General features: G+C 41.6%; 18 protein-coding genes. 2 read left to right on the forward strand and 16 right to left on the reverse strand.

Translation table 11 applies throughout. The features are described from left to right. Positions 1-290: 290 nt before the first annotated feature. The 4 genes from rny to pheT form a co-directional block, all read right to left on the reverse strand. Complete coding sequence (rny, locus tag BGP15_RS12710) at positions 291-1,844, reverse strand: ribonuclease Y (RefSeq protein WP_286754411.1); 1,554 nt, start codon at positions 1,842-1,844, stop codon at positions 291-293. 348 nt (positions 1,845-2,192) lie between these two features. Then, complete coding sequence (locus BGP15_RS12715) at positions 2,193-2,483, reverse strand: cell division protein ZapA (protein ID WP_046675831.1); 291 nt, start codon at positions 2,481-2,483, stop codon at positions 2,193-2,195. A 54-nt stretch (positions 2,484-2,537) separates the two neighbouring features. Beyond that, positions 2,538-2,843 carry a hypothetical protein gene (locus BGP15_RS12720; protein ID WP_046675830.1) on the reverse strand — a complete coding sequence of 102 codons (306 nt, stop codon included), beginning with the start codon at positions 2,841-2,843 and terminating at the stop codon, positions 2,538-2,540. 40 nt (positions 2,844-2,883) lie between these two features. Beyond that, a complete protein-coding gene (gene pheT, locus BGP15_RS12725) occupies positions 2,884-5,280 on the reverse strand; it encodes a phenylalanine--tRNA ligase subunit beta (protein ID WP_286769723.1) in 2,397 nt (798 codons plus the stop codon). A gap of 725 nt (positions 5,281-6,005) precedes the next feature. Here pheT and purL point away from each other — a divergent pair. Continuing rightward, positions 6,006-9,737, forward strand: a complete 3,732-nt coding sequence (gene purL / locus BGP15_RS12730; RefSeq protein ID WP_286769724.1) for a phosphoribosylformylglycinamidine synthase — start codon at positions 6,006-6,008, stop codon at positions 9,735-9,737. A 186-nt stretch (positions 9,738-9,923) separates the two neighbouring features. Here purL and BGP15_RS12735 read toward each other — a convergent pair whose 3' ends face one another. Both BGP15_RS12735 and BGP15_RS12740 read right to left on the reverse strand, forming a co-directional pair. Then, positions 9,924-10,223 carry a DoxX family protein gene (locus tag BGP15_RS12735; RefSeq protein ID WP_353681985.1) on the reverse strand — a complete coding sequence of 100 codons (300 nt, stop codon included), beginning with the start codon at positions 10,221-10,223 and terminating at the stop codon, positions 9,924-9,926. Positions 10,224-10,469: 246 nt separating this feature from the next. Further along, entirely contained in the window at positions 10,470-11,384 is a 915-nt protein-coding gene (locus BGP15_RS12740) for an AEC family transporter (protein ID WP_112374454.1), read from the reverse strand. A gap of 108 nt (positions 11,385-11,492) precedes the next feature. Between BGP15_RS12740 and BGP15_RS12745 the strand changes: the two genes are divergently transcribed. Beyond that, positions 11,493-12,323 (forward strand): helix-turn-helix domain-containing protein, encoded by an 831-nt coding sequence (locus BGP15_RS12745; RefSeq protein WP_286769725.1) that lies wholly within the window; start codon positions 11,493-11,495, stop codon positions 12,321-12,323. 54 nt (positions 12,324-12,377) lie between these two features. Here BGP15_RS12745 and BGP15_RS12750 read toward each other — a convergent pair whose 3' ends face one another. The 10 genes from BGP15_RS12750 to icd form a co-directional block, all read right to left on the reverse strand. Next, a complete protein-coding gene (locus BGP15_RS12750) occupies positions 12,378-14,777 on the reverse strand; it encodes a mechanosensitive ion channel family protein (protein WP_286769726.1) in 2,400 nt (799 codons plus the stop codon). A gap of 64 nt (positions 14,778-14,841) precedes the next feature. Then, positions 14,842-16,245: a radical SAM protein gene (locus tag BGP15_RS12755; protein ID WP_286769727.1), complete on the reverse strand. Its 1,404-nt coding sequence runs from the start codon at positions 16,243-16,245 to the stop codon at positions 14,842-14,844. An 11-nt stretch (positions 16,246-16,256) separates the two neighbouring features. Next, positions 16,257-16,496, reverse strand: a complete 240-nt coding sequence (locus BGP15_RS12760) for a hypothetical protein (RefSeq protein WP_286769728.1) — start codon at positions 16,494-16,496, stop codon at positions 16,257-16,259. A gap of 5 nt (positions 16,497-16,501) precedes the next feature. Beyond that, complete coding sequence (locus tag BGP15_RS12765; protein ID WP_286769729.1) at positions 16,502-17,254, reverse strand: prolipoprotein diacylglyceryl transferase; 753 nt, start codon at positions 17,252-17,254, stop codon at positions 16,502-16,504. Between the two features lie 135 nt (positions 17,255-17,389). Beyond that, positions 17,390-18,550 carry a diaminopimelate decarboxylase gene (lysA, locus tag BGP15_RS12770; protein ID WP_286769730.1) on the reverse strand — a complete coding sequence of 387 codons (1,161 nt, stop codon included), beginning with the start codon at positions 18,548-18,550 and terminating at the stop codon, positions 17,390-17,392. Positions 18,551-18,565: 15 nt separating this feature from the next. Next, positions 18,566-19,879, reverse strand: a complete 1,314-nt coding sequence (locus tag BGP15_RS12775) for an aspartate kinase (protein ID WP_286769731.1) — start codon at positions 19,877-19,879, stop codon at positions 18,566-18,568. Between the two features lie 124 nt (positions 19,880-20,003). Next, positions 20,004-20,951, reverse strand: a complete 948-nt coding sequence (locus tag BGP15_RS12780; protein ID WP_046675820.1) for a D-2-hydroxyacid dehydrogenase — start codon at positions 20,949-20,951, stop codon at positions 20,004-20,006. A 144-nt stretch (positions 20,952-21,095) separates the two neighbouring features. Beyond that, positions 21,096-22,166 carry a 3-phosphoserine/phosphohydroxythreonine transaminase gene (serC, locus tag BGP15_RS12785; RefSeq protein ID WP_070569687.1) on the reverse strand — a complete coding sequence of 357 codons (1,071 nt, stop codon included), beginning with the start codon at positions 22,164-22,166 and terminating at the stop codon, positions 21,096-21,098. Positions 22,167-22,352: 186 nt separating this feature from the next. Further along, on the reverse strand, positions 22,353-22,610 hold the full coding sequence (locus tag BGP15_RS12790; protein ID WP_286769732.1) for a hypothetical protein: 258 nt from the start codon (positions 22,608-22,610) through the stop codon (positions 22,353-22,355). A gap of 55 nt (positions 22,611-22,665) precedes the next feature. Next, positions 22,666-23,928, reverse strand: a complete 1,263-nt coding sequence (gene icd, locus BGP15_RS12795; RefSeq protein WP_286769733.1) for an NADP-dependent isocitrate dehydrogenase — start codon at positions 23,926-23,928, stop codon at positions 22,666-22,668. Positions 23,929-23,940: the final 12 nt, after the last annotated feature.

Consider the following 23,940-nt stretch of genomic DNA (forward strand, 5'->3'; position numbering starts at 1 on the left):
TAGGTCAACTTGATTCAAGTCTAGTCTATTCAAGTTCAGTCTATTCAAGTCTGGTCTATTCAGATCAATTCCAATACAGTCTATTGACACCAATTCAAGTCCATTCGCCAGGCAAGACACAAGTCAATTCAGGCTAATTCTACTCAGGCCAAGTTTATTGAGAACAGTTCAAGTCAATACCCAAACACCTTGAATAACTGAAATCATCCTGTTGAGGGAAAGCTGTAGAATTCCATAAAAAAAGCTCCAATCATTTTAATTGGAGCTTTTTTTAAGATGGATCCTTGGATCTATTTTGCGTAAGACACCGATCTTGTCTCACGGATAACAGTTACTTTAATTTGCCCTGGATACGTCATTTCCGTTTGGATACGGTTAGAGATATCAGCAGCGAGTATTTCCGACTGCGCATCAGAGACCTTCTCACTCTCCACGATGACACGTAGTTCACGACCAGCTTGTATCGCGAAGGTCTTCTCAACCCCAGGATACGATAAAGCCAAGTCTTCCAGCTCTTTTAAGCGCTTGATATAACTTTCTACAACCTCACGGCGTGCGCCCGGGCGTGCACCAGAAATCGCATCACAGGCTTGAACAACCGGAGATATTAAAGCCGTCATTTCGATCTCATCATGGTGAGCACCAATTGCGTTACATACATCAGGGTGTTCCTTGTATTTCTCTGCAAGTTGCATACCTAAAATAGCGTGTGGCAACTCTGGATTGTCATCAGGCACTTTACCAATATCGTGTAGTAATCCAGCACGTTTCGCATGTTTAACATTCAGGCCCAGTTCTGCAGCCATTGTCGCTGCAAAATTAGCAACCTCACGCGAGTGCTGTAAAAGATTCTGTCCGTAAGATGAACGGTAACGCATACGCCCTACCATACGAATCAATTCGGGGTGCAAACCATGGATCCCCAAATCGATCGCTGTACGTTCACCGATTTCAACAATTTCATCCTCAATTTGCGTCCGTGTTTTTGCAACAACTTCCTCAATACGTGCCGGGTGGATACGTCCATCGGTTACCAAACGGTGTAAAGCTAAACGTGCGATTTCCCGACGTACAGGATCGAAACCGGATAGGATAATTGCTTCAGGTGTATCATCTACGATGATCTCTACGCCCGTTGCAGCTTCCAATGCACGAATATTACGACCTTCACGACCAATAATACGGCCCTTAATTTCATCATTTTCAATATTGAAAATTGAAACGGTATTTTCGATTGCAGATTCCGTAGCGGTGCGTTGAATCGTCTGTATAACAACCTTTTTCGCCTCTTTAGTCGCTGTCAATTTTGCCTCATCCACAATATCTTTGATTTGAATCATGGCTTGTGAGCGGGCTTCTTCACGCAACGAATCCACCAATTGATTTTTTGCTTCGTCGGCAGTTACGCCAGCGATGCTTTCCAATTGCTTAATCTGTTGCAATTTTAACGCTTCTACTTCCTCGGATTTCTTTTCATTCAGTTCAACCAATTTATCCAATTGCTTTTTCTTGGTATCCACCTCCTGCTTGTCGCGGTTGATGTTTTCCAATTTTTGGTTAATTGACTGCTCTTTTTGTCTTAACGTATTTTCCTTCTGGTTGATGGCATTGTTACGTTGATTGACCTCCTTTTCATGTTCAGATTTTAATTGAAGGAACTTTTCTTTGGCCTCTAACAGGCGTTTCTTTTTAATGTGTTCCCCTTCCTGCTCTGCATCTTTCAGTATGCTATTTACCTTATCCTTGGCTTCCTGTTCTTGCTTTTTAAACAACAAAACCAATAGATAACGACCTATAACAACACCAACAATCAGAGAAATTATGCTATAAATTGCGATGTCCATGTATGTATAATTGTATTATTATGTTTGTTTTTATTAATTATATTCAAATTCCAGTAAAATCATGAATCGTCCTATTCCCCTTCTTTGGTATGCACCAATGTGGCGAGCCTGATAAGCTCATAAGACTTCATGACAAAAAAAAACCGCAATTAAATTTAAACAGGTCTCATGTATTATTAAACTTCGTGATTACATAATTAGGCTTAGATTATGACCCAGATGGCTTTCGCAAAATGGCCTATATCTTTTTGCGCCTGTAATATTGAAGCGTTAAGTTTAAAATAGTGACAACCCGAATTTAATTGCGGCAAATTCGTCGTTTAAGCTCTAAATATAAAGAACGTAAATTTATTTTTTAAAGAAATCCGTCAACAACTGATCAAGTTCCTGTACTGAATTTTCCAAGCCCACTTCGTGGTTTTGGGACTGCCGCTCTGCATTAAGCATACGCGTCGCAAATTGCAATACACACATGGACAACAAATCCTGCTTATCTCTCACAGTATAGTTTTCCTGCAATTCCTTTACTTTTTCATTTATCAATTTCGCAGCATGTCGAATTACTTCTTCTTCCGCGCTCTCCACCCGAAGGGGATAAACACGATCTGCGATATTTATTTTTATGGAAATCTCTCCCATTTCTTTGAGCTTTTTAACGTTGTATTAGTTTGAATCCGATAACACTTCTCCCAACTATTTCAACAAACTAATACATTTGTCTATTTCCCGCACAAAATCGTTAATTTTTTGTTTTGTGTCAAGTATTTTTTCATTAATTGCTTCCTTATCCGTTTCAGAATCTAACGTGCGGGCAACTGCCAACGCTTTGACCTTCTCTTCCAACTGCTTGCTCTTATCGTTGCTCGCATCGAAAGCCACTTTTAAGGATTGTACCTCTAATTTAAGCAAATCATTTTCTTCTTGCAAGACTTCGCACAATTGAATTAAATTTTTCGTTTTCTCAACGATCAGATTCATTTGTGAAGACAATGTTGCCATAGTATAAATTGAATATTACCAATTAATGTTGTATCTCTCGTTAACCACGCACTTCCGCGCCTAGTTCCTTCTCAAAATTAACAATTAATTTTTGAACTATCGCATCAATTTGCTTATCCGTAAGTGTTTTTTCTTCATCCTGCAAGATAAAGCTCAGAGCATAAGACTTTTTCCCTTCCGGAATTTTATCACCTTTATACACATCAAACACATTTACCTCCTTCAAAAGCTTGCGTTCGGTCTTTTGAGCAACAAATTGTAGCTTATCGAAGCTCACATTTTCATCGATCAAGAGCGACAAATCTCTGCGCACAGCCGGGAATTTGGAAACTTCTTTGTATTGAATGCTATTCTTACGAATAATTTTCATCAAAACATCCCAGTCAAAATCAGCAAAGAAAACCTGACCTTCAACATCTGCTTTTTTCAAATCTGCGTTCGCGATTGCACCAAAAGAAACTAAACATTTCTGCCTTTTCATATAGTTCAAACCATAGGCGAAATGTGTACTTGTAGCATCTTGTATCTGAATTCCTTCAATTTTCAAGCGTTTGATAAGCGTATCTACAGCCGCTTTAAGGTTATAGAAATTAACCGCGTCTTTTTTGCTGTTCCATTGCTCAGCTTCATTTTTACCTGCCATGGCAAAAGCCAGATGCTGCGTTTCTTTATAGCCTTCACCATCCAGCGCATAAGTTTTACCGAATTCGAAGAACTTCAGGTCAAAGTTTCTTCGTTTTTGGTTATATTCAATCGCACTCAAAACAGAAAAAACCATATTTTGACGCATTGTATCCAAATCCGAGCTCAATGGATTATACAATTTGACCGCCGTTTCGCTATCATCCGCATAATCCAGCTTCGTTAGGGAGTTGGACAGAATTTCACGAAACCCATTGGCGATGAGCAGATCAGCCAATTGATTTAAGACAACTTCCTTATCCGGCTTCTCAACCGTATTTAAAGAGGCCTTAATTTGTGACTTCAACTCGATATTGTTATAACCATAAATCCGCAACACTTCTTCCACAACGTCTACCTCGCGTGTGACATCAACGCGGTATGCAGGCACCAACACATCAAGTCCTGTTTCAGTTTCTGAAGCGACTTCAATGCCAAGAGCGACAATAATGGATTTAATTTCTTCATTTGGGATCGCCTGACCGATCAAACGAACCACATTCGCATAGCTCACGTGAAATGAAAACGGGTTAATCACCACGGGATACTCATCTTTTAGCGTCGATGAAATCGTTCCACCCGCAATTTCCTGAATCAATAAAGCTGCGCGCTTCAAGGCTTCAACCGTAATATTCGGATCGGTACCACGTTCGAAACGGAAAGAGGCATCTGTTTTTAAGCCATGTCTTTTGGAGGTCTTCCGTACAGAAACAGCATTGAAATAGGCCGACTCCAAAAATACATTGGTCGTTTCGGCTGATACACCCGAATGTGCTCCACCGAAAACACCCGCAATACACATTGGTTTTTCAGCATCTGCAATCACCAAGTCCTCTGCAGACAAGGTACGCTCCACACCATCCAGCGTAACAAATTTTTCACCCTCAGTCGCCAAACGAACAATGACTTTATTTCCCGCAATTTTATCAGCATCAAAAGCATGCAGTGGTTGACCTAAATCGTGTAGTATATAATTGGTAACATCGACAATATTATTGATCGGACGAACACCGATAACATTTAATTTCTCTTTTAACCAATCGGGAGATTCGCCAACGCGAACACCGGTAATATTGATACCACTATAACGTGGGCTTGCCTGTGCGTCTGCAACGACCACTGTCGTTCCCTCCGCCTCAGCAGCCTTAAATGCAGAAACATCTGCCTTTAACACGTGTGTACGAAAATGTGCCGCAATATCTCTTGCAACGCCTAAATGCGAAGCAGCATCTGCACGGTTTGGTGTTAAGCCAATTTCATAACGGTAATCATCCTGGATATTGAAATGATCTTTCACTAAGGTCCCCACAGCAACGTCAGCTGGTAATTCAACGATACCGGCATGAGATGTACCCAAACCGATTTCATCTTCTCCACATAACATACCTTCGGAAACTTCACCACGAATTTTAGATTTGGTAATTTTAAAAGGCTCTCCGGTAAGCGGATGGCAAGTAGTACCTACTGTAGCAACAATAACTTTCAATCCTGTACGACAGTTTGGTGCACCACATACAATGTGCAATAACTCCGGTCCACCGACATCAACAGTGGTTACTCTTAATTTATCGGCATTAGGATGCTGTTCACAAGTTTTCACTTCACCAACAACCAAACCATCCAATCCACCTGGGATACTCTGCACGACGTCCAAAGCTTCTACTTCCAATCCTGTATTTGTTAAGATCAGCGATAGTTCCTCCGGTGTCGAATCTATATTAACGTGTTGTTTTAACCAATTATATGAAATATTCATCTCGAATCTGATTTGATGCACAAACTTAGATAAATTTGAGTTTATATCCAACGTCAATTTGCCGATCATCGCCGGAAGTCCTGAATTTGAAGATAGCTGGCAGCCCCTATCCTCACCTGCTGTATGACAAATTACCATATGATCTAAGGGGTTGTTGGGCTTCGGCGAACAAACCGACTTGCCACAGGGCGTTTTTCTTGCGCTATTGCTTATGCTTTTTCAGGTTTTCCGCATGGACAAGGTGCTTTGGGCTTTGGTCGGCACATCGTTGGCCTTGGTTCGGGGCAGCTTCGGGACATGGCCTGAACATGGTCGGGATTGCTTCGCCTGCTGTTCGGCCGTTGTTCGGCTCCTTGCCGAAGCGGACCCGAATCTTTCCCGAAGCCCAGTCGAAGCCCAGCCGAAGCTGTCTCGAAGCTGTCCCGAAGCTGTCCCGAGCCGTTCCCGAAGCAATCCTGATCCGTTGCCGAATAGCGTACGGATTTGAACGGACTTGAGCGGATTTAAAGGGAATTAAACGGACTTTAGGCATATACACTCCGCTCTTGAATAAGCAAGCCCCAACACAATTTCATAAAAAAAGCCTTATCAGATTGTACCGATTTTTATCCTTTTTATGTCCAATCTTAAAGACCTATTTTTTAATCAAAAATCCCGTCATTTCCATAAAAATAATATGTAACTTTGTGCTTTAATTTGAAGAACGTTCAAAACAAACATTTATAATGATTCATTTCTTTGAGAACCCATCGAACACTGTATATGGTGTTCAAAGCGTAAACTCTTTATCACAAGAAGACATTACTAAACTCAACTGGCTATTCGGCAACGCCAAAAAACTAGACGACCAAAACCTTAACCATTACTTTGTAGGACCCCGCGCCGCGATGGTTACTCCCTGGAGTACCAATGCAGTAGAAATCACGCAAAATATGGGAATTGCAGGAATTGTTCGTATAGAAGAATTTCAACCGGTACCAGCGGATTTCAATGACTTCGATCCAATGATTTCACAAAAGTTCAGTATGTTGACACAGGACATGTATACCGTCAACATTACACCTGAGCCGATATTGGAAATTGAAGACATCGAGGCCTACAACAAATCTGAGGGCCTAGCGCTAAATCCAGAAGAAGTAGATTACCTCAATAACCTTTCGACCAAATTGGGTCGTCTGCTTACAGACTCGGAAGTATTCGCTTTTTCACAAGCAAACTCTGAACACTGTAGACACAAGATTTTCAATGGTACCTTTATCATTGATGGCGAAGAGCAACCCACTTCCCTCTTTAAATTAATTAAAAAGACTTCTGAAACCAATCCGAACGAGATTGTTTCTGCTTATAAAGATAACGTTGCCTTTGTCAAAGGTCCACGTGTCACACAATTTGCACCTAAATCGGCCGACAAACCTGACTTTTACGAAGAGAAAGCATTTGATTCGGTTTTATCCGTAAAAGCTGAAACACACAATTTCCCGACTACTGTAGAACCATTTTCGGGTGCTGCAACTGGGTCAGGTGGTGAAATCCGCGACCGTATGGCCGGTGGCCAAGGAGCGATTCCATTGGCGGGTACTGCCGTATACATGACTGCTTATTCGCGATTGGAACAAAATAAATTGGACCTTCAGGCAGGAACAGTTACTGAACCGGCAAAGGAACTCAACAAAACGCGGCCATGGGAAAATGCGATGCAAGAGCGTCAATGGTTGTACCAGACCCCGGTTGACATCCTGATTAAAGCTTCCAATGGTGCTTCTGACTTCGGTAATAAGTTTGGTCAGCCCTTAATTACAGGTTCTGTATTGACCTTCGAACATGAAGAGGATGGCCGTAAACTTGGTTACGACAAAGTCATTATGCAAGCGGGTGGTGTTGGTTATGGAAAACTGGATCAAGCGAAAAAACATACGCCGAAAACTGGCGATAAAGTTGTTATCCTAGGTGGAGAAAATTACCGCATCGGAATGGGTGGCGCTGCTGTATCTTCTGCAGATACAGGGGCATTTGGTTCTGGAATTGAGCTTAATGCCATTCAACGTTCCAATCCCGAAATGCAAAAACGTGCAGCGAATGCTGTTCGTGGCTTAGTAGAGTCTGATCATAACCCTATTGTCTCTATCCACGATCATGGTGCAGGTGGCCACTTAAACTGTTTATCTGAACTTGTTGAAGAGACCGGCGGCTTGATTGACCTGGATGCACTTCCTGTAGGCGATCCTACACTATCCGCAAAAGAAATTATCGGTAATGAATCGCAAGAACGTATGGGACTTGTGATCGCCGAAGATGATATTGACACCTTAAAACGTGTTGCCGATCGCGAACGTGCACCAATGTACACCGTAGGTGATGTCACTGGCGACCACCGCTTTACTTTTGAATCAAAAAGTACGGGTGAAAAACCAATGGATTATGCCCTTGAAGATTTCTTTGGCTCATCGCCAAAAACTTTCATGCGCGATAAAACCGTAGTTCGCAACTACGCTGATCTTGCTTATGATGCAGCTAATATTCCAAGCTACTTAAACCAAGTATTACAACTGGAAGCGGTTGCTTCCAAAGATTGGTTAACCAATAAAGTAGACCGTTGTGTTGGTGGCCGTGTTGCCAAACAACAATGTGCGGGTCCATTGCAATTGCCGTTGAATAACGTCGGTGTCATGGCATTGGATTATAAAGGTAAAGAAGGTATTGCGACAACAATAGGTCACTCCCCTGTGGCTGCCTTAGTGGATCCGGCTGCGGCAAGCAGAACGGCTATTGCGGAATCGCTTTCCAACATCGTATTTGCCCCAATCAAAAACGGTCTTGCAGGAATCTCCCTATCGGCCAACTGGATGTGGGCAGCCAATAATGAGGGTGAAGATGCCCGCTTATACCAAGCTGTTAAAGCATGCTCGGATTTTGCCATTGCATTGGGAATCAATATCCCCACGGGAAAAGATTCTTTGTCGATGAAGCAAAAATATCCAAACGGCGAAAACGTCATTGCCCCTGGCACATTGATCATTTCTGCCGCAGGAAACTGTACTGATATCACCAAAGTGGTTGAACCTGTGCTAAACAAAACAGCCGGATCAATCTATTACATCAACTTATCAAAAGATCAGTTCAAATTAGGCGGTTCGTCATTTGCACAAATCATCAATAAATTAGGTACTGAAGTACCGACCATTCAAGATGCTGCTTACTTTAAAACAGCATTCAATACCGTACAGCAATTAATTCACGAAGGACAGATCGAAGCTGGGCACGACGTCGGATCGGGTGGCTTGATTACCACCTTATTGGAAATGACCTTTGCCGATGTTAATCTTGGTGCCAATTATGACCTTTCGGCATTACATGAATCGGATAGCGTAAAAGCCTTCTTTAATGAGAATATTGCACTTGTCCTTCAAGCAAAAGACGACGCTGCATTTGAAGCGATCGTGAAAGATGCCGGTGTAAACGCGGTTAAAATTGGTCAGGTGATCGAAGGTAATACAGTGACGATTAAAAATCAAGAAGCGGTATTCAGCTTTGATGTAGCAGCAACACGTGATGTATGGTTTACGACATCCTTCCTTTTGGATTCCAAGCAATCTAAAAATGGAACTGCACAACAACGTTTTGATAATTATAAACACCAACCCCTAGCCTTTACTTTCCCAAGTCAATTTGATGGTAAGAAACCAAAAATCGACGGAACTAAAGCACGTCCGAAAGCGGCAATCCTTCGTGAGAAAGGTTCCAACTCCGAACGCGAAATGGCAAATGCCATGTTCCTGGCAGGCTTTGATGTGAAAGATGTTCACATGACCGATTTGATCACTGGTCGTGAGACATTGGAAGACATCCAATTTATCGGTGCCGTCGGAGGCTTCTCGAACTCAGATGTATTGGGTTCGGCAAAAGGTTGGGCCGGTGCTTTCCTTTACAATGAAAAAGCGAAAAAAGCCTTAACCGACTTCTTTGCTCGTCCGGATACACTTTCGGTTGGTATCTGTAATGGATGTCAGTTATTTATGGAACTTGAAATGATCAATCCTGAGCATGAAATCCATGGAAAAATGCTACACAATACTTCAGGGAAACACGAGTCAAACTTTGTGTCTGTAAAAGTTCAGGAAAACAATTCGGTCATGTTATCGACACTAGCGGGAAGTACCTTAGGGGTTTGGATTTCACACGGGGAAGGAAAATTCAACCTTCCGTATGGGGAAGAGCAATACAATATCGTGGCAAAATATGCTTATGAGCAATATCCGCATAACCCAAATGGTTCGGACTATAATACAGCAATGGTCTGCGATAAGACTGGACGCCACTTGGCTACGATGCCACATATTGAGCGTTCGGTGTTCCAATGGCATTGGGCAAATTATCCAAAAGGTCGTCAGGACGAAGTTTCACCTTGGATTGAAGCATTCGTTAATGCACGTCAATGGATTGACGAGCAAGGCAAATAAAAAAAGAAAAACTCCTTCATGTATGAAGGAGTTTTTTTTTAGATATCCCTTTTGTATCCTGGTTTGTTCATCATTTGATCTAGGGAGTATTTTCCAGAGCCCATGACCATAAAAAAGATCAGCAAAAAGAATACGACTATAGAAAGCCACAATTCGGAATTCAAATAACTAAACCCGTGGGTGATATTAACAAAAAATACAGCCCCTAACAGTACCGGAAATAATAGTTAATGAGGCTAAACGGGTTTGAAAACCTAAGATAAGGAACAGCCCGCCTACCAAATGGGTAAAAACCACATAGTGAACCGCACCCCACGATGATAAGTGGAAACTACTTTGCTCAATCATGTGTTGAACAACGTCCCTATCATTTACGAAACTTACACCTTTGGCAAAAATAACGATCCCTAAGGCTATTCTTAGGTAATCGACCCATTGTGGGTGATGTGCATCGCCCCAATGCTCAATTTTGTGTATCAGGTTCATAACATACCTCCTTTTTATAGATGGTTATAGCCTAATAACAATTGAACAGTAAAAAAGTTGTTTGTATGAGATGATTCACTATCAAAATGTTACGAAGTGAAGACAGCCCACTCCTACGCAACACTTCTGCTCAAACCAATCGTTGGCAAATGAGGCCCCACACTGTTTCCAAAATCAATCAATCAATCAATCAATCAATCAATCAATCAATCAATCAATCAATCAATCAATCAATGCAACCATAAATTAGGAGAAAAAAAATCGAATAACAAAATCCCAAAACGCGGTTGTCAGCAGCCCCACAACGATACTAAAACCGATCACCAGATTGACCAATTTGGTATTCAGATGGTATTGCTCGGCAATGATCCCTGAGGTTACCAAGGTTGGCATAGCCGCTTCGAATATACTAATCCGCGCAACAGCGCCCTTTACACCAAGTAGTAAAGCAAATAGTAATACCAATGCTGGGGCAAGAATCAATTTATAACTCATCGCTGTACTGATCTGCGAAATCTGTTGTCGCCAGCCATCAAACTTCAACTGTAAACCAATAGAAAATAAGGCCAAGGGTCCAACGGTCGCCACCAGCTTATCGAAAAAAGGCTCGGCAACTGAAAGATCAACCAATTGCGACAGCATTAAGGCTGTTATACAACCGATCAGGGGTGGAAAGCTGACTAACTTTCGAAGCATAAATTTGACATCGATCGCCTCGCCATCTTGGGCATTCGCTCGCAGTGCATTGATAAGTCCAGCTGTAGAAAGTAGAATAAATGTGGTTTGGTCGCAAATAATCGCAATCGGCAACTGGGCTTCGCCAAAATAGGCGATGATCAATGGAAAGCCAATAAAGGACGTATTGCTATAACCAGCGGCCAATTCCAAACTACTGCGCGAACGCTGTTTATAGTTTTTACGCCTACAGTACATTTCCATAAATAACCAACTACCTGCCCAAACGAGGATTGCCGAAAACACCGGAAACAGTAATTGCGATGACCATACAATCTTCGGAATATATTTGAAAGACACCGCTGGAAGGGCAAAATAAAGAATCCAGGTATTGATCCCTTTATGTGCTTCGGAATGAATTAAATTTGTTCGCTTTAACAGCATCCCTGCCGCGATGCAAAATGCAATCATTATAAAATTGACCATGTTTTATTACCATTTTATACGACACAAAGGTGCAATAGTACGGCAGGCAATAACATGTACAAATACATTATTTTTATGTACATTTACGGATATATAATCAGGAGAATAATGCGCAAAAAACAGTTTGAGCCTTTGCGGATCAGTGAATTTATTGAGGATAGCTTTCATTTACCTCCACATGAGCAGAATTATTATGAGCTTGTTTATATTCGTTCAGGCAAAGGAACCCATGTGATCAACAGATTTGAACTGAACTATGAACTTGGTGATGTATTCTTAATTAGTCCGGCAGACAAGCATTATTTTAACATTGAAGAAAAGACACATTTTCTGTTTATTTTATTTACAGATACCTACTTCCTGCAGAATAAACGCAATCAAAAGCGCTATGCCTGGATTATGGAGCTGATGAACGACAGGGGATTAAAGGAACGCAAATTGGATATGGACGAGCATTATCGCCTGATTTACACTCATATCCTGGAAGCGGTCCGACTGTATAGTCATACCACAGTCAGCGAGCATTCGGACTGGCTATTTGACCAACTCGTCGCGATCTTTGGGCTCTTCAAAGAAATAGCAGAGACGCAACGTTTACCCCAGCAGCAAGAACTATATGTTGACCGATCGATTTCGGCTTACATTCATCAGCATATTTTTTCGCCCGAACAACTTCAGGTCAGCCTACTGGCTCAGAAATTCAATATTGCCCCATCCTATTTTGGGACCTACTTTAAGAAGAACTTCGGCAGCAGTTTAAGAGCGTATATCAATACCTACCGGATCGAACTCATCGAGAACAGACTTAAATCCAAAGATTATACCTTGAAACAAATTGCTGCAGAACTCGGATTTACCGACGAGAGCCATCTTTCCCATTTCTACAAACGCGCCAGGGGATTTAGTCCTTTACATTATCGAACTCAGCGGACTAAATAGTAGGCTTTCCAGATAATACACCCTGTATACGCGGAAAAATTGCAATTGAATGGGCTAAATCTTGGGTGGAATGACGCTATAAAACTTCAAGCCCTCAGCTTCAAACTTCTTATACAATACAAGTAAGACATCATTTTTAAAGGCAGAAGCATTGGCAGCAAAATTTACCCAGCCGGAAACACTCAGGTAAATCATCTCAGCACTGATGTCCTGTATACTGATTCCGCTATCTCTATCCTTGATAAAATGGTCACTACTTTCCATAGCGTCTTTGATCCATTGTTTGGCTTGGTCCAAATCTGCTTTCCGATCGATATGGAGAACAAAACTTGTCTTGCTGTATTCTTGGGATAAGGTCCAATTGACAACCCTTCCCGACAGCAAATCACCATTTGGAATAATGACATCTGCACCATCACCTGTTTTTAAAACACTGGCGCGTATACCGATTTCCTTGACGCGCCCTTTTTTGTCCGCAAGCTCAATTTGATCACCAACGCGAAACGGCTTATCAAAAACCAAAATTATGCCCGAGACAAAATTATTGATGATATTCTGCATGCCGAGTCCGATACCAACACTCAATGCGCCAATCACGACCGTAAGTTTGTCCAAACTCATACCCAGGGCCGAGATGGCCATAAAGAAACCGATCAGAATAATGGCCAAGCGAAAGAGCGGAAATAAGGTCATCTTCTGATTATAGACCTGGCTGAGCTGACCGTCTTCACCACCAAGAACGATCAAACTAATATTTTTCTGAAACCAATTGGCCACCAACAGCAGTAAAACCGCTACACCAAGATTTCCTAAGGTAAAAGAGATGCTGCCGATGCTGCGTACTTTTCCGAAGAATGTTTCGCTCAATGCCAATAAACTTTCAATAAACTGTAAGTTATTTGCCAGGACAATGATCGCCAAAAGCACACAGACAATACGCAGAATTTCGGTGATGATAGCCAAGGTGCGCTGCTCGTTGAAACGCATCCAAAAACCGGAAGTCAGCCGATCTTTTTTAAACTGATTGCGGACATCCGCCTTAATCATATCCGAAAAATACTGCAGTGTAAAAGACTGTACCAGCCCCACAGCACAGGCAATACTAAAACTACGTGAATGCTCCACATGCCCGATAATATTCAGTGTAATTGCGGTCACGTTGAGTATAGCAAAAATCACATAAATAAAATTACTGATATAACCCGGACTATCCGCATTCTTTATACGCCGTTTCGTATAACTGACCAATCCTAAAGCAATCAAATTGAAGGCAATACAAACGATACGTAAAAACAGGTCATCGCTTACGATCATATTGACAAATACATCCAGGATATAGAATACAACAAGGATAATGGCAATTTTACGCTGCAATCCACTCATGCGATGCCTGAGCAAAAACATGAAGATTAACATGATGACCAATTGGGAAGCCTGCAAAATGAAACTTGGTGTAAAGAAGTTTACAAAAGGCAACAGTGTCAGGAGAAAAATAATGGTTTTCCCAACGATCGCATCAATCGCAAGTTTATGTTCAGGATCATTTTGCCGAAGGATATAAGACACCCGTACAATCCAGTAGCAATACCCCAATCCCAGTACAATCAACAGGATACGGCTCGCCCAATCTGTCCGATTCACATATTTGTCTATCGACTTATTGTTACTGTAATTACTCCGGATATTATTTAAGATCACATCTTTAGAGATGACTGCCGTATTGGCTTTCCATATCGAACTTTTAGCGGTCACGGAATCGGCTTTTTTGTTTCCGCTTTTCATTTCGTGAACGGTTTCGATCCGAATCAGATGACGTTGATTTTTAGCTATAAGTTCATCAATCGTCCGATTGATCGCTTCCAGCGAATCTTGTTTTGCAGCTAGTTTAAGCTGCGCATTGTCGAGATATTGATACGCTCTACTGTGATTATTGGCACTGATATCATAGCGGTTGATCAGCGTCTTGATCTGATCTGCTGTCACATTGAGGCTATTGGAATAATTGCTGATACTGCCTTTAATTGACTTCAACTGGCTGATTTCTTCATGGATACTATTTTTTATTAAAGCAATACTATCTTTAGCCGATCCAGCATTCGTTGTCAAGTAGCCATTGGATTTTTCATTCAGCTGCGCGATAAGCTCGGCCATGGAAGCCGTACGAATATTGGATAAAAAGTTTAGATTTACTTTGCGCAGATCATTTCGTAGCTCATTCCGCAGTGAGTCATTTCCAACCCGCGTCGAATCCACATTCGACCGTCTACTTAGGCTGCTATGGCTCGCCGTGCGATCGCCTATCTGATTCTTCCGAACCTGAACGGAGTCCTGTGCAAATCCGTGCAGCTGAAAAGTCAAGAGACTTAAGACAAAAATAAAACGCTTAACAATGCCCAATTTCATACTTCTAATTTTGTTGACTTTCTTTCCTGGCAACAGGTAGTCAAATGCCATGGAAACTACAAATTGCAAAGAAAGGACCAAAGGTTTTTCTCCGACAAAAATAACTTATCTCCTGTTAAAATCGAATAGCATCGGAGAGTTTTAGTTCTTCCAGCCGTTTTATTTTATCATCACGATAAAATAAATTCATCGTCTCAAAAGGAATCAACTTCAAGTCTTTATTGACGATGTGGACACAAGATTTCTTAACAGCACGAACATCAAAATCGTAGGCATCCATAAAATTCATAATGATAATGCGGAAAAGATTGTCGTAATCAAGATCAGGTGCGCACACTTCTGGCAAACAGCAAAGTAACTGGTTTACTTTTGGCTTTACCTTATCCACCGAAATTCCGGTACTAAATATATCCAGCAATTGCATCTGAACACCTTTGTCCTGTTCATAGACAATGGTATTGCGCGATTGGTTATTTAATAAAATAGCCGGATCAATATGCCGGGTCAAGGGTATCCGCTCATCGCCTATCTTCAGGATATAACCCATCGCCAACGCATCAGGATTACAAGGAACAGGAATAATATCATGTGGATCCAATAGGGAATATTGATTCAGGATTTCCTGACGCACCTCGGTCAGTGTCATTTTATGTTGCTGTGCATCGGTCGCATTTCGCCCGGCAATTTCCACCGGTTGAAAGGTTACCCCGCGTACACATCGCTGTTGTAAAGCATAATCTAAGATTTCACCAATTTCATCATCATTGGTTCCCTTTTCCAGGACCACCACCAATGTTGTACTCAGATTGAGCGCATTTAATTTGTCAATGGCCTTTTTTCGGACATCCGTGAGATCTTTTCCCCGAAACTTTTCAAGCACAGAAGGGCGAAAAGAATCAAACTGGAGATAGATTTCAAATTCAGGCGCATAGGTGGCGAGTTGCTCAGCAAAACCAGGATCGTTGGCAATTCGGATACCATTCGTATTGAGCATGAGATGCTTAATAGGCTTTGTCTTCGCAATGTCTAAAATCTTAAAAAAATCAGGATGTATGGTTGGCTCTCCACCGCTGATCTGAACCACATCTGGTTCGCCTTCACTGGCTACAATTTTGTCAAACATCTGTTCAATCTCTTCCAGCGAGCGATGTCGCCCGTAGTGGGGTGACGACATGGCATAACAGGTTGGACAGGTCAAATTACAGCGGTCGGTCACCTCAACAATTGACAGGCAGCTATGCTGCTCGTGATCGACGCATAAACCGCAATCGTATGGACAGCCATAATGTACTTCATTGTCAAATTTCAAAGGTGTTTCGGAGGCCTTATTATAATTCCGAATGTTCTTATAATAGTCAACATCCGTAGCAATCAATGTTTTGAAAAAGCCATGATCAGGACAGTTTTTGGTCATAAATACCTGTTCATCCTCAATAATAATCTTGGCACCAACACGCGAAAGGCATGTTGGACATAGGCTAATGGTATAATCGTAGTAGGTATAGTTTCTAACTGGCATCGTTCTGATTTCTAGTTCATAAAGGTAAGTCCACAGGCAAGCCCTCCTGCTAGCATTGCTCCAATTCCACCCAACAATACTTTAAGCCAGGGATTGACATTGAATTTTGAATCTTTATTGCCCGCTTTAATAATCGAGCCGATGATAATAACCAAAAGTGCAATCCCAATTACAATAGCACCTAAAGTAAGTAGAAAAAGTCCCAACATCGCGGTACTTTCCGAACCAAATGACCCTTCAAGCAAATACATAATTTCTATTTTTTGATTAAACGTTCATTTTTTAATAAATAAATATAATAAATTATCACCACGATGCAGGTAATTTGTATGGTACTTAGCTCCAAAAGTATAATTGCCCGGGGCTTGATAAAGTCCAGCAGGAAACGAAAACTAAAATAACTAAGCATAAAAAGTTGAAACAACACACCATTTCGATAATTGTATCGTCGTTTAAAAAGTTGGAGTCCTACAAATAAGAGCAGTAAAAATGCGATTTCATACAGCGCTACCGGATGCCGTTTATAGGCATCACCGAGGTACATTCCCAAGGGAGAGCTTGTGGGCAAACCATAAGTCTGTTCGAACACCCCCGTGTAAAAACATCCTATCCGACCAATGGCAATTGCGGTAATTAAAGGAAAGACCATCCTATCCCCGGTACTCTCTTTTTTGCCCATGATCTTCTTCATCCCTTCTACGGCAACCAAACCTCCGGCCAAACCACCGATTATTGTATTATTTACCCAGATGTAGGCCCATTTATGTGTCGCATTGAGCAATTCAGCCGGACGCTCGAGGGAACCGATAAGATGCGAGCCGATTAAAGCGCCTAGACCTGCTGCGATCACAATAAGCAGTGAATTGCTATGCCCTAAACTTTCCTCATCCTTCCATTTGAGCAGTTGATAATACCGCATACCTATAAACATCCCCAAGCCTTCCATAAAAGGATGTAATAGAAATGTTTTTCCAAACAACGCTATCGTAACCGGAAATTCAATCGTCATAAGCATAAACAAGTATACGAAAGACGATCTAGAAAGTCATAAACAAAAGTTGCAGAGCACACGGTATAACAGTTAAAACGAAAAAGCCAGCCCAAGAAATGGACTGGCTTAGAAATAATTATTTTGCGACAGCAATTATAGCTGATTGTTGTATACAAAGCGTATTTCTTCACGGAGGTTATAACGCGAGGCCATCACTTCGCCATAAGCACCTGCAGAACGAATGGCAATTAAGTCGCCGCGTTTTGAAACCGGAAGTGGCACTTCTTTTCCAAAGCAATCCGAAGATTCACAGATTGGCCCAACCACATCGTAGTTAATGGATTCGGCGCTGTCTGTCGCACTGATATTCTCAATTTTATGGTAGGCCTGATACAAGGCTGGGCGCATTAATTCAGTCATTCCGGCATCCAATACCAAGAAATTTTTTTTGACACCATTTTTGACATACAACACGCGGCTTACCAAGCTTCCGCATTGCGCGACCAAAGCCCGTCCCAATTCAAAGTGCACTTCTTGCTGTGCTGTACGCTCCAGGAAGCGGTCGAAAATATCAAAATAGGCTTCAAAATCAGGAATTGTATTTCCATCCGGATTTTTATAATCAATCCCCAATCCGCCACCGACATTCAATACACGGATTTGTGTACCGCGTTCTTCAAACCAGTTTTTCCATTCATTGACCTTTACGCAAAGGCTTTTGAATACGGTCATATCCGTAATCTGTGAACCGACGTGAAAATGAAGGCCTACCAATTCAATAGACTCACATTTTTTAAGCACGGCTGCACACTTTTCCAAATCGGCATTGGGCACACCAAATTTGTTTTCGTCAAGCCCTGTTGTAATATAATGGTGGGTATGTGCATCCACATTTGGATTGATCCGTAAAGCCACATTTGCTTTTACACCTTTCTTTGCGGCAAGCTCATTGATGACTTCAAGCTCCTGAATAGATTCAACATTAAACGCGAAGATATTTTGATTGAGCGCGTAATTGATTTCCTTATCGGATTTACCAACTCCTGCAAAAGTAACTTTTTTGGAATCAAAGCCACATTCAATGGCTTTCTTCACCTCATTGCCGCTCACACAATCCGCACCAAAGCCGACCGCTTGAATCGCCTTCAATAACTCGTCATTAAAATTGGCCTTTAATGCATAATGAACATGAAATCCCCGTTTGTGCGAAGCAGCATGCGCAGCCTCCAGGGTCTTGTTTAACACATGCAGATCATAATAATAAAACGGCGTTTCTTTCTCTGCAAACTTCGCCGCGATACCTGTATTTATCATATAAAAACCTAATTCTTAAAATAAACGATTGTGCAATGAACGTAATGCTTCAGTTTTATGATCTGAATTCAATAGAATTGACACGTTAAAGTCTGAACCACCATACGAAATCATACGAACTGGAAGGTGTTTTACAGCATCAAGTACGCGAGCGGCATAGCCATGGCTATTCAAACCAAAATCCCCTACAACGCATACAATGGTCTGATCACCATCAACTGTTACTGAACCAAAATCTTCCACTTCTTTGATAATATCCGCCAAATTTGTGGTATCATCAATCGTCAAAGACACCGCCACTTCCGAAGTTGTGATCATATCGATTGGTGTTTTATAACGCTCGAATATTTCAAAGACACGGCGCAGGAAACCGTAGGCAAGTAGCATTCTCGACGAATGGATATGAATTGCTGTGATACCGTCTTTCGCTGCTATAGCACGAATACAACCTTTCTGCGCACCGTCTTTACTGATCAATGTCCCTTTTGCATTGGGTTCCATCGTATTCAACAACCGAACTGGAACGTTATATTTTTGCGCTGGGAACACCGATTGTGGATGTAAGATTTTAGCACCAAAATAAGCTAGCTCCGCAGCTTCATCAAAGCTTAGATGTGCAATCGGTGTGGTTCCTTTGACAACACGGGGATCATTGTTGTGCATCCCGTCGATGTCAGTCCAGATCTGAACTTCCTCGGCACGGATTGCTGCCCCGATCAAGGAAGCCGTATAATCTGAACCTCCACGGCGCAAATTATCAATTTCACCAAAAGAATTACGGCAAATAAAACCTTGCGTGATAAATAGGGTATTTTCTGGACTCTGGGCCAAAATATGGCTTAGCTTTTCGCCAATGTAATCAACCATAGGCTCATTGTCTTCATCAATTTTCATAAAGTCCAGGGCTGGCAACAGCACGGATTTTACGCCAATTTCATTCAGGTAAAAATGCCATAAAGCGGTAGACATCAATTCGCCCTGTGCTAAAATAACTTTCTCCTCGATGGGTGTAAACAATTCGTTGGCCAAGGTAGAAATCAGATTAAAATGGTAATCGATCAATTCTTTACCATTTTTATATCCCTGTTCAGTACTGAAAAGTTCTTTAATAAGGTCTTCGTACTTATCCTTATGCTTCTTGACCAACTCTTTAGCTTCGTCCTTCTTACCTGCTGTGTAAGCTTGACCGATTTCAACCAAAGCATTTGTCGTTCCAGCAACTGCGGACAACACGACGATCTGACGTTCAGAAGGGTTTACAATATCCAACAACCCTTTGATACGTGCTGCACTCCCCACGGAAGTACCACCAAATTTTAAAACTTTCATACTGAAGTTACAATTATTAAATTTCTGTGTGCCAATATAGGCAATTCATGAATTTATATTAAAAAAAATGCGGCACAAAATCATGAAAGTTTTGTGCCGCATACCTTTATGTTATGCGGAAGAATTACTTCTTCAAGTTTTCGATCAGTAGACCGGCCAATTCTTCGCCGATTCTTTCTTGAGCTTCATTAGTTGCCGCTCCAATATGTGGCGTCAATGAAATTTTCGGATGTTTTAAAATCTCCTCACGTGGAGTAGGTTCGTTGTCGAATACATCTAAACCAGCAAATGCTACCTTGCCCGAATCCAATGCTTTCACCAATTCCAACTCATCAATAACGCCACCTCTAGAAGCATTGACTAAGCCTACACCATCTTTCAATAATGGGAACTCTGCAGCTCCAATCGCTGGTTTATCCAAAAATGGAACGTGTAAAGAGATAAAATCTGAAACTTTCAATAAGTTGTCCATCTCCACTTGTTGAATAGGCACGTCAACCTGGATACCACCTGAAAGTGTTATGGTCAACGCTTTTGGTCCTTCGAACAAATCCGTATAAACCACATCCATTCCTAGACCAATGGCGATTTTGGCAACTTCGCGACCGATACGGCCAAATCCAACGATACCGATCGTCTTACCACGAAGCTCCGTACCGGCACCATAAGCTTTTTTAAGGGCGCCAAATTTTGTGTTGCCCTCAACAGGCATTTTTCTGTTGGCATCGTATAAGAAACGGACACCATTCAATAGGTGAGCAAACACCAGCTCAGCGACGGATAGCGAAGATGCCGCCGGGGTATTGACAACAGCAATGCCTTTTGAACGGGCATATTCTACGTCAATATTATCCATGCCTACTCCACCACGGCCGATAACTTTCAAATTAGGACAGCCATCAATCAGGGCCTGACGCACTTTAGTTGCGCTACGTACCGTGATTGCGTCATAAGCAAGAAGCTTTTCTGGAAGCTCTTCTTGTGGAATATGCGTTGTATCTACACTATGACCGGCATCTTCCAGCATTTTTTTTCCTAGTGGATCGATACCGTCATTCGCTAATATTTTCATCTTTATAATTCGTTTTTAAAGGTATCAGTACCATTCAACTTATCGGAAGATCCAATCCCGTGAATACGATACGACCTTTATAATTCGTAATCTAACTAATTATTTGTTCGTCAACTGTTAAATTCCAGCAACATTCATACGACATTAGGCCGTATGCGTGTCCTCAAATTCTTTCATGGCATCAATCAACGCATTTACGCTGCTTAATGGTAAAGCATTGTAGATTGAAGCTCTAAATCCACCGACAGAACGGTGACCTTTGATGCCAATCAAATTACGTTCTTTCGCCAAAGCCAAAAATTCAGCTTCCAACTCTGGTGTATCCATCACAAAAGTAACATTCATGCGTGAACGGTCTTCTACAGCAGCAGTACCTTTGAATAATGGGTTGCGATCGATTTCATCGTATAAAGCACGTGCTTTGATGATATTCTCTTGTTCCAATACCGAAACACCGCCTTTTGCTTTTAACCAACGAAGGTTTAACATCGAAACAAAAATCGAATATACAGGTGGTGTATTGTACATTGAACCACCGTTGATATGCAATTGATAATCCAACATCGATGGAAGAATACGTCCTGATTTACCTAAGATATCATCTTTAACAATCACGAGTGTAACACCTGCAGGTCCCATATTTTTTTGAGCACCAGCATAAATCAAATCATAGTCAGCAACGTTGATCTCACGTGAAAAAATATCAGAAGACATGTCAACAACCACTGGCAATGCAGTTTCGGGTTTATCAAAAACCTCCGTACCGTAAATGGTATTGTTGGCTGTATAATGAAAATATGCCGCATCTGTTGGGATGGCATATCCCTTAGGGATATAGGAATAATTTTTATCAATCGACGAAGCTACAACATCTACTGTACCGAATTTTTTAGCTTCTTTTAATGCTTTTGTAGCCCATACACCCGTATCCAAATAAGCAGCCTTACCGCCTTCAGGTAAAAGATTCAACGGCGCCATTGCAAATTGCAAACTTGCCCCTCCTTGAAGGAAAAGAATCGAATATCCCTGAGGGACTGCCAATAACTCGCGTACTAATTGTGTGGCTTCATCTATCACTGCTTCAAACTCTTTGGAACGGTGAGAGATCTCTAAAATTGATAAACCGGTGTTGTTAAAATCAATTACAGCTTCTGAGGCTTGTTGAAATACTTCCTTTGGCAGAATACATGGACCTGCTCCAAAATTATGTTTCATTGATGTTATAGTTTGTTTGATTGCTATTTTTTAACCCTAGCTAAGCAATCCGTTGTTTAAAAACCAAAGGTAAAATAAAATTATATATTTTTCAACTAATCTGTTTTTTTATTGAAAATTTATAAAATTCTAAATGATTTCAATAAAAAGATCGCACAACAAACAGCTAATTCAATGCAAAAAACATCAAATAAGCAACACTTTCCATGCCATATCTACCTGATTATCTTGCAAATACTCCTTAGCCTTGAGCTGAAGATGGGTATTACGAGAAGATTGATCACCAATAAAGGCATTTAGCAATTCGTAAATTTCAGGGAGACTCGTTATATCGTCTACCTCCTGTGGCGTGGGTAAACGGTCGATCTGAGCCAACTTCATTTTTTCGTTCTCCGTAAAAACGGTCGATTCCTTTATAAAAAGTGGCAGCTGATTGTAATCCATAAAAAAGCAGAAATTTTATTCAAATTTCTGCTTAATATCTCAGAAAATAAAATTCTTATATTTTTTCAATAATTCGATCTGCAAATTCGCTTGTTTTGACCAAGGTCGCATCATCCATCAAATTGTAAAAATCCACCGTCACCGTCTTAGCCAGTATCGTTTCTCCTAAGGCCTTAACAATTGCCGCTGCAGCTTCGGTCCAGCCGAGGTATTCGAATAGCATAACACCGCTTAAAATAACCGATGAAGGATTCATGGTATTGGTATTTGCAAAGCGAGGTGCAGTACCATGGGTGGCTTCAAAGACAGCGTGCCCGGTTTTAAAATTGATATTAGCACCCGGTGCGATCCCTATACCGCCAACCATTGCTGCCAGCGCATCAGAAATATAATCACCGTTCAGATTCAACGTTGCTACAACAGAAAAATCCCGTGGATTCAGCAGGATCTGCTGTAAAAAATTGTCGGCAATCATATCTTTAATCAAGATTTTACCGGAATCCAAGGCCGCTTTTTGCTCTTGGTTAGCAACCTCAGCACCCTTTTCCTCTTTCGTTCGCTCCCACTGTCCCCACGTATAGGTTTTGTCGGCAAATTCCGTTTCAGCAACCTCATAAGCCCACATCTTAAAAGCCCCCTCCGTAAATTTCATGATATTTCCTTTGTGGACAATCGTCACGGAAGGCAAATTGTGATCAATAGCATGTTCTATCGCTGCACGGACTAATCTTTTGGAGCCCTCTTCAGAAACCAGCTTGACACCGACGCCTGTCGTGGCCGAGAAATTGTAATCAATATCAAGCTCATCATGCAAGAAATCCTGGAATCTGTTGGCTTCAGCTGTTCCTGCCTGAAACTCTATTCCAGCATAAATATCTTCGGTATTTTCGCGAAAAATCACCATATCCACATACTCGGGATGTTTGACTGGCGAAGGTACACCCTCAAACCATTTTGTCGGGCGTTGACATACATAGAGATCCAAATCCTTACGCAACGCAACATTCAACGAACGGATTCCCCCGCCTACTGGCGTGGTGAGCGGCCCTTTGATTCCAACCAGGTACTCTTTTAATACATTCAACGTATCTTTTGGTAGCCATTCGCCTGTTTCGTTGAAAGCTTTCTCACCTGCCAACACCTCCTTCCATGTAATTTTCCGTTGTCCGCCGTACGCTTTCTCCACCGCCTGATCAAAAACACGCACTGCCGCATGCCAGAGGTCAGGACCAATGCCGTCGCCGATAATAAAAGGAATTGTTGGAAAATCTGGAACCTGTAAAGTTCCTTCACTTGACATTGTAATCTTATTTGACATAACCTTCAATTT

Origin of the sequence: Sphingobacterium sp. 40-24 (assembly GCF_001899705.1) — a bacterium.
Taxonomy (GTDB): Bacteria; Bacteroidota; Bacteroidia; order Sphingobacteriales; family Sphingobacteriaceae; genus Sphingobacterium; species Sphingobacterium multivorum.

Coding starts and splice junctions, on each gene's coding strand:
- rny (WP_286754411.1), bottom strand. CDS start 1,844: ATGGACATCGCAATTTATAGCATAATTTCTCTGATTGTTGGTGTTGTT.
- BGP15_RS12715 (WP_046675831.1), bottom strand. CDS start 2,483: ATGGGAGAGATTTCCATAAAAATAAATATCGCAGATCGTGTTTATCCC.
- BGP15_RS12720 (WP_046675830.1), bottom strand. CDS start 2,843: ATGGCAACATTGTCTTCACAAATGAATCTGATCGTTGAGAAAACGAAA.
- pheT (WP_286769723.1), bottom strand. CDS start 5,280: ATGAATATTTCATATAATTGGTTAAAACAACACGTTAATATAGATTCG.
- purL (WP_286769724.1), top strand. CDS start 6,006: ATGATTCATTTCTTTGAGAACCCATCGAACACTGTATATGGTGTTCAA.
- BGP15_RS12735 (WP_353681985.1), bottom strand. CDS start 10,223: ATGAACCTGATACACAAAATTGAGCATTGGGGCGATGCACATCACCCA.
- BGP15_RS12740 (WP_112374454.1), bottom strand. CDS start 11,384: ATGGTCAATTTTATAATGATTGCATTTTGCATCGCGGCAGGGATGCTG.
- BGP15_RS12745 (WP_286769725.1), top strand. CDS start 11,493: ATGCGCAAAAAACAGTTTGAGCCTTTGCGGATCAGTGAATTTATTGAG.
- BGP15_RS12750 (WP_286769726.1), bottom strand. CDS start 14,777: ATGGCATTTGACTACCTGTTGCCAGGAAAGAAAGTCAACAAAATTAGA.
- BGP15_RS12755 (WP_286769727.1), bottom strand. CDS start 16,245: ATGCCAGTTAGAAACTATACCTACTACGATTATACCATTAGCCTATGT.
- BGP15_RS12760 (WP_286769728.1), bottom strand. CDS start 16,496: ATGTATTTGCTTGAAGGGTCATTTGGTTCGGAAAGTACCGCGATGTTG.
- BGP15_RS12765 (WP_286769729.1), bottom strand. CDS start 17,254: ATGACGATTGAATTTCCGGTTACGATAGCGTTGTTTGGAAAAACATTT.
- lysA (WP_286769730.1), bottom strand. CDS start 18,550: ATGATAAATACAGGTATCGCGGCGAAGTTTGCAGAGAAAGAAACGCCG.
- BGP15_RS12775 (WP_286769731.1), bottom strand. CDS start 19,879: ATGAAAGTTTTAAAATTTGGTGGTACTTCCGTGGGGAGTGCAGCACGT.
- BGP15_RS12780 (WP_046675820.1), bottom strand. CDS start 20,951: ATGAAAATATTAGCGAATGACGGTATCGATCCACTAGGAAAAAAAATG.
- serC (WP_070569687.1), bottom strand. CDS start 22,166: ATGAAACATAATTTTGGAGCAGGTCCATGTATTCTGCCAAAGGAAGTA.
- BGP15_RS12790 (WP_286769732.1), bottom strand. CDS start 22,610: ATGGATTACAATCAGCTGCCACTTTTTATAAAGGAATCGACCGTTTTT.
- icd (WP_286769733.1), bottom strand. CDS start 23,928: ATGTCAAATAAGATTACAATGTCAAGTGAAGGAACTTTACAGGTTCCA.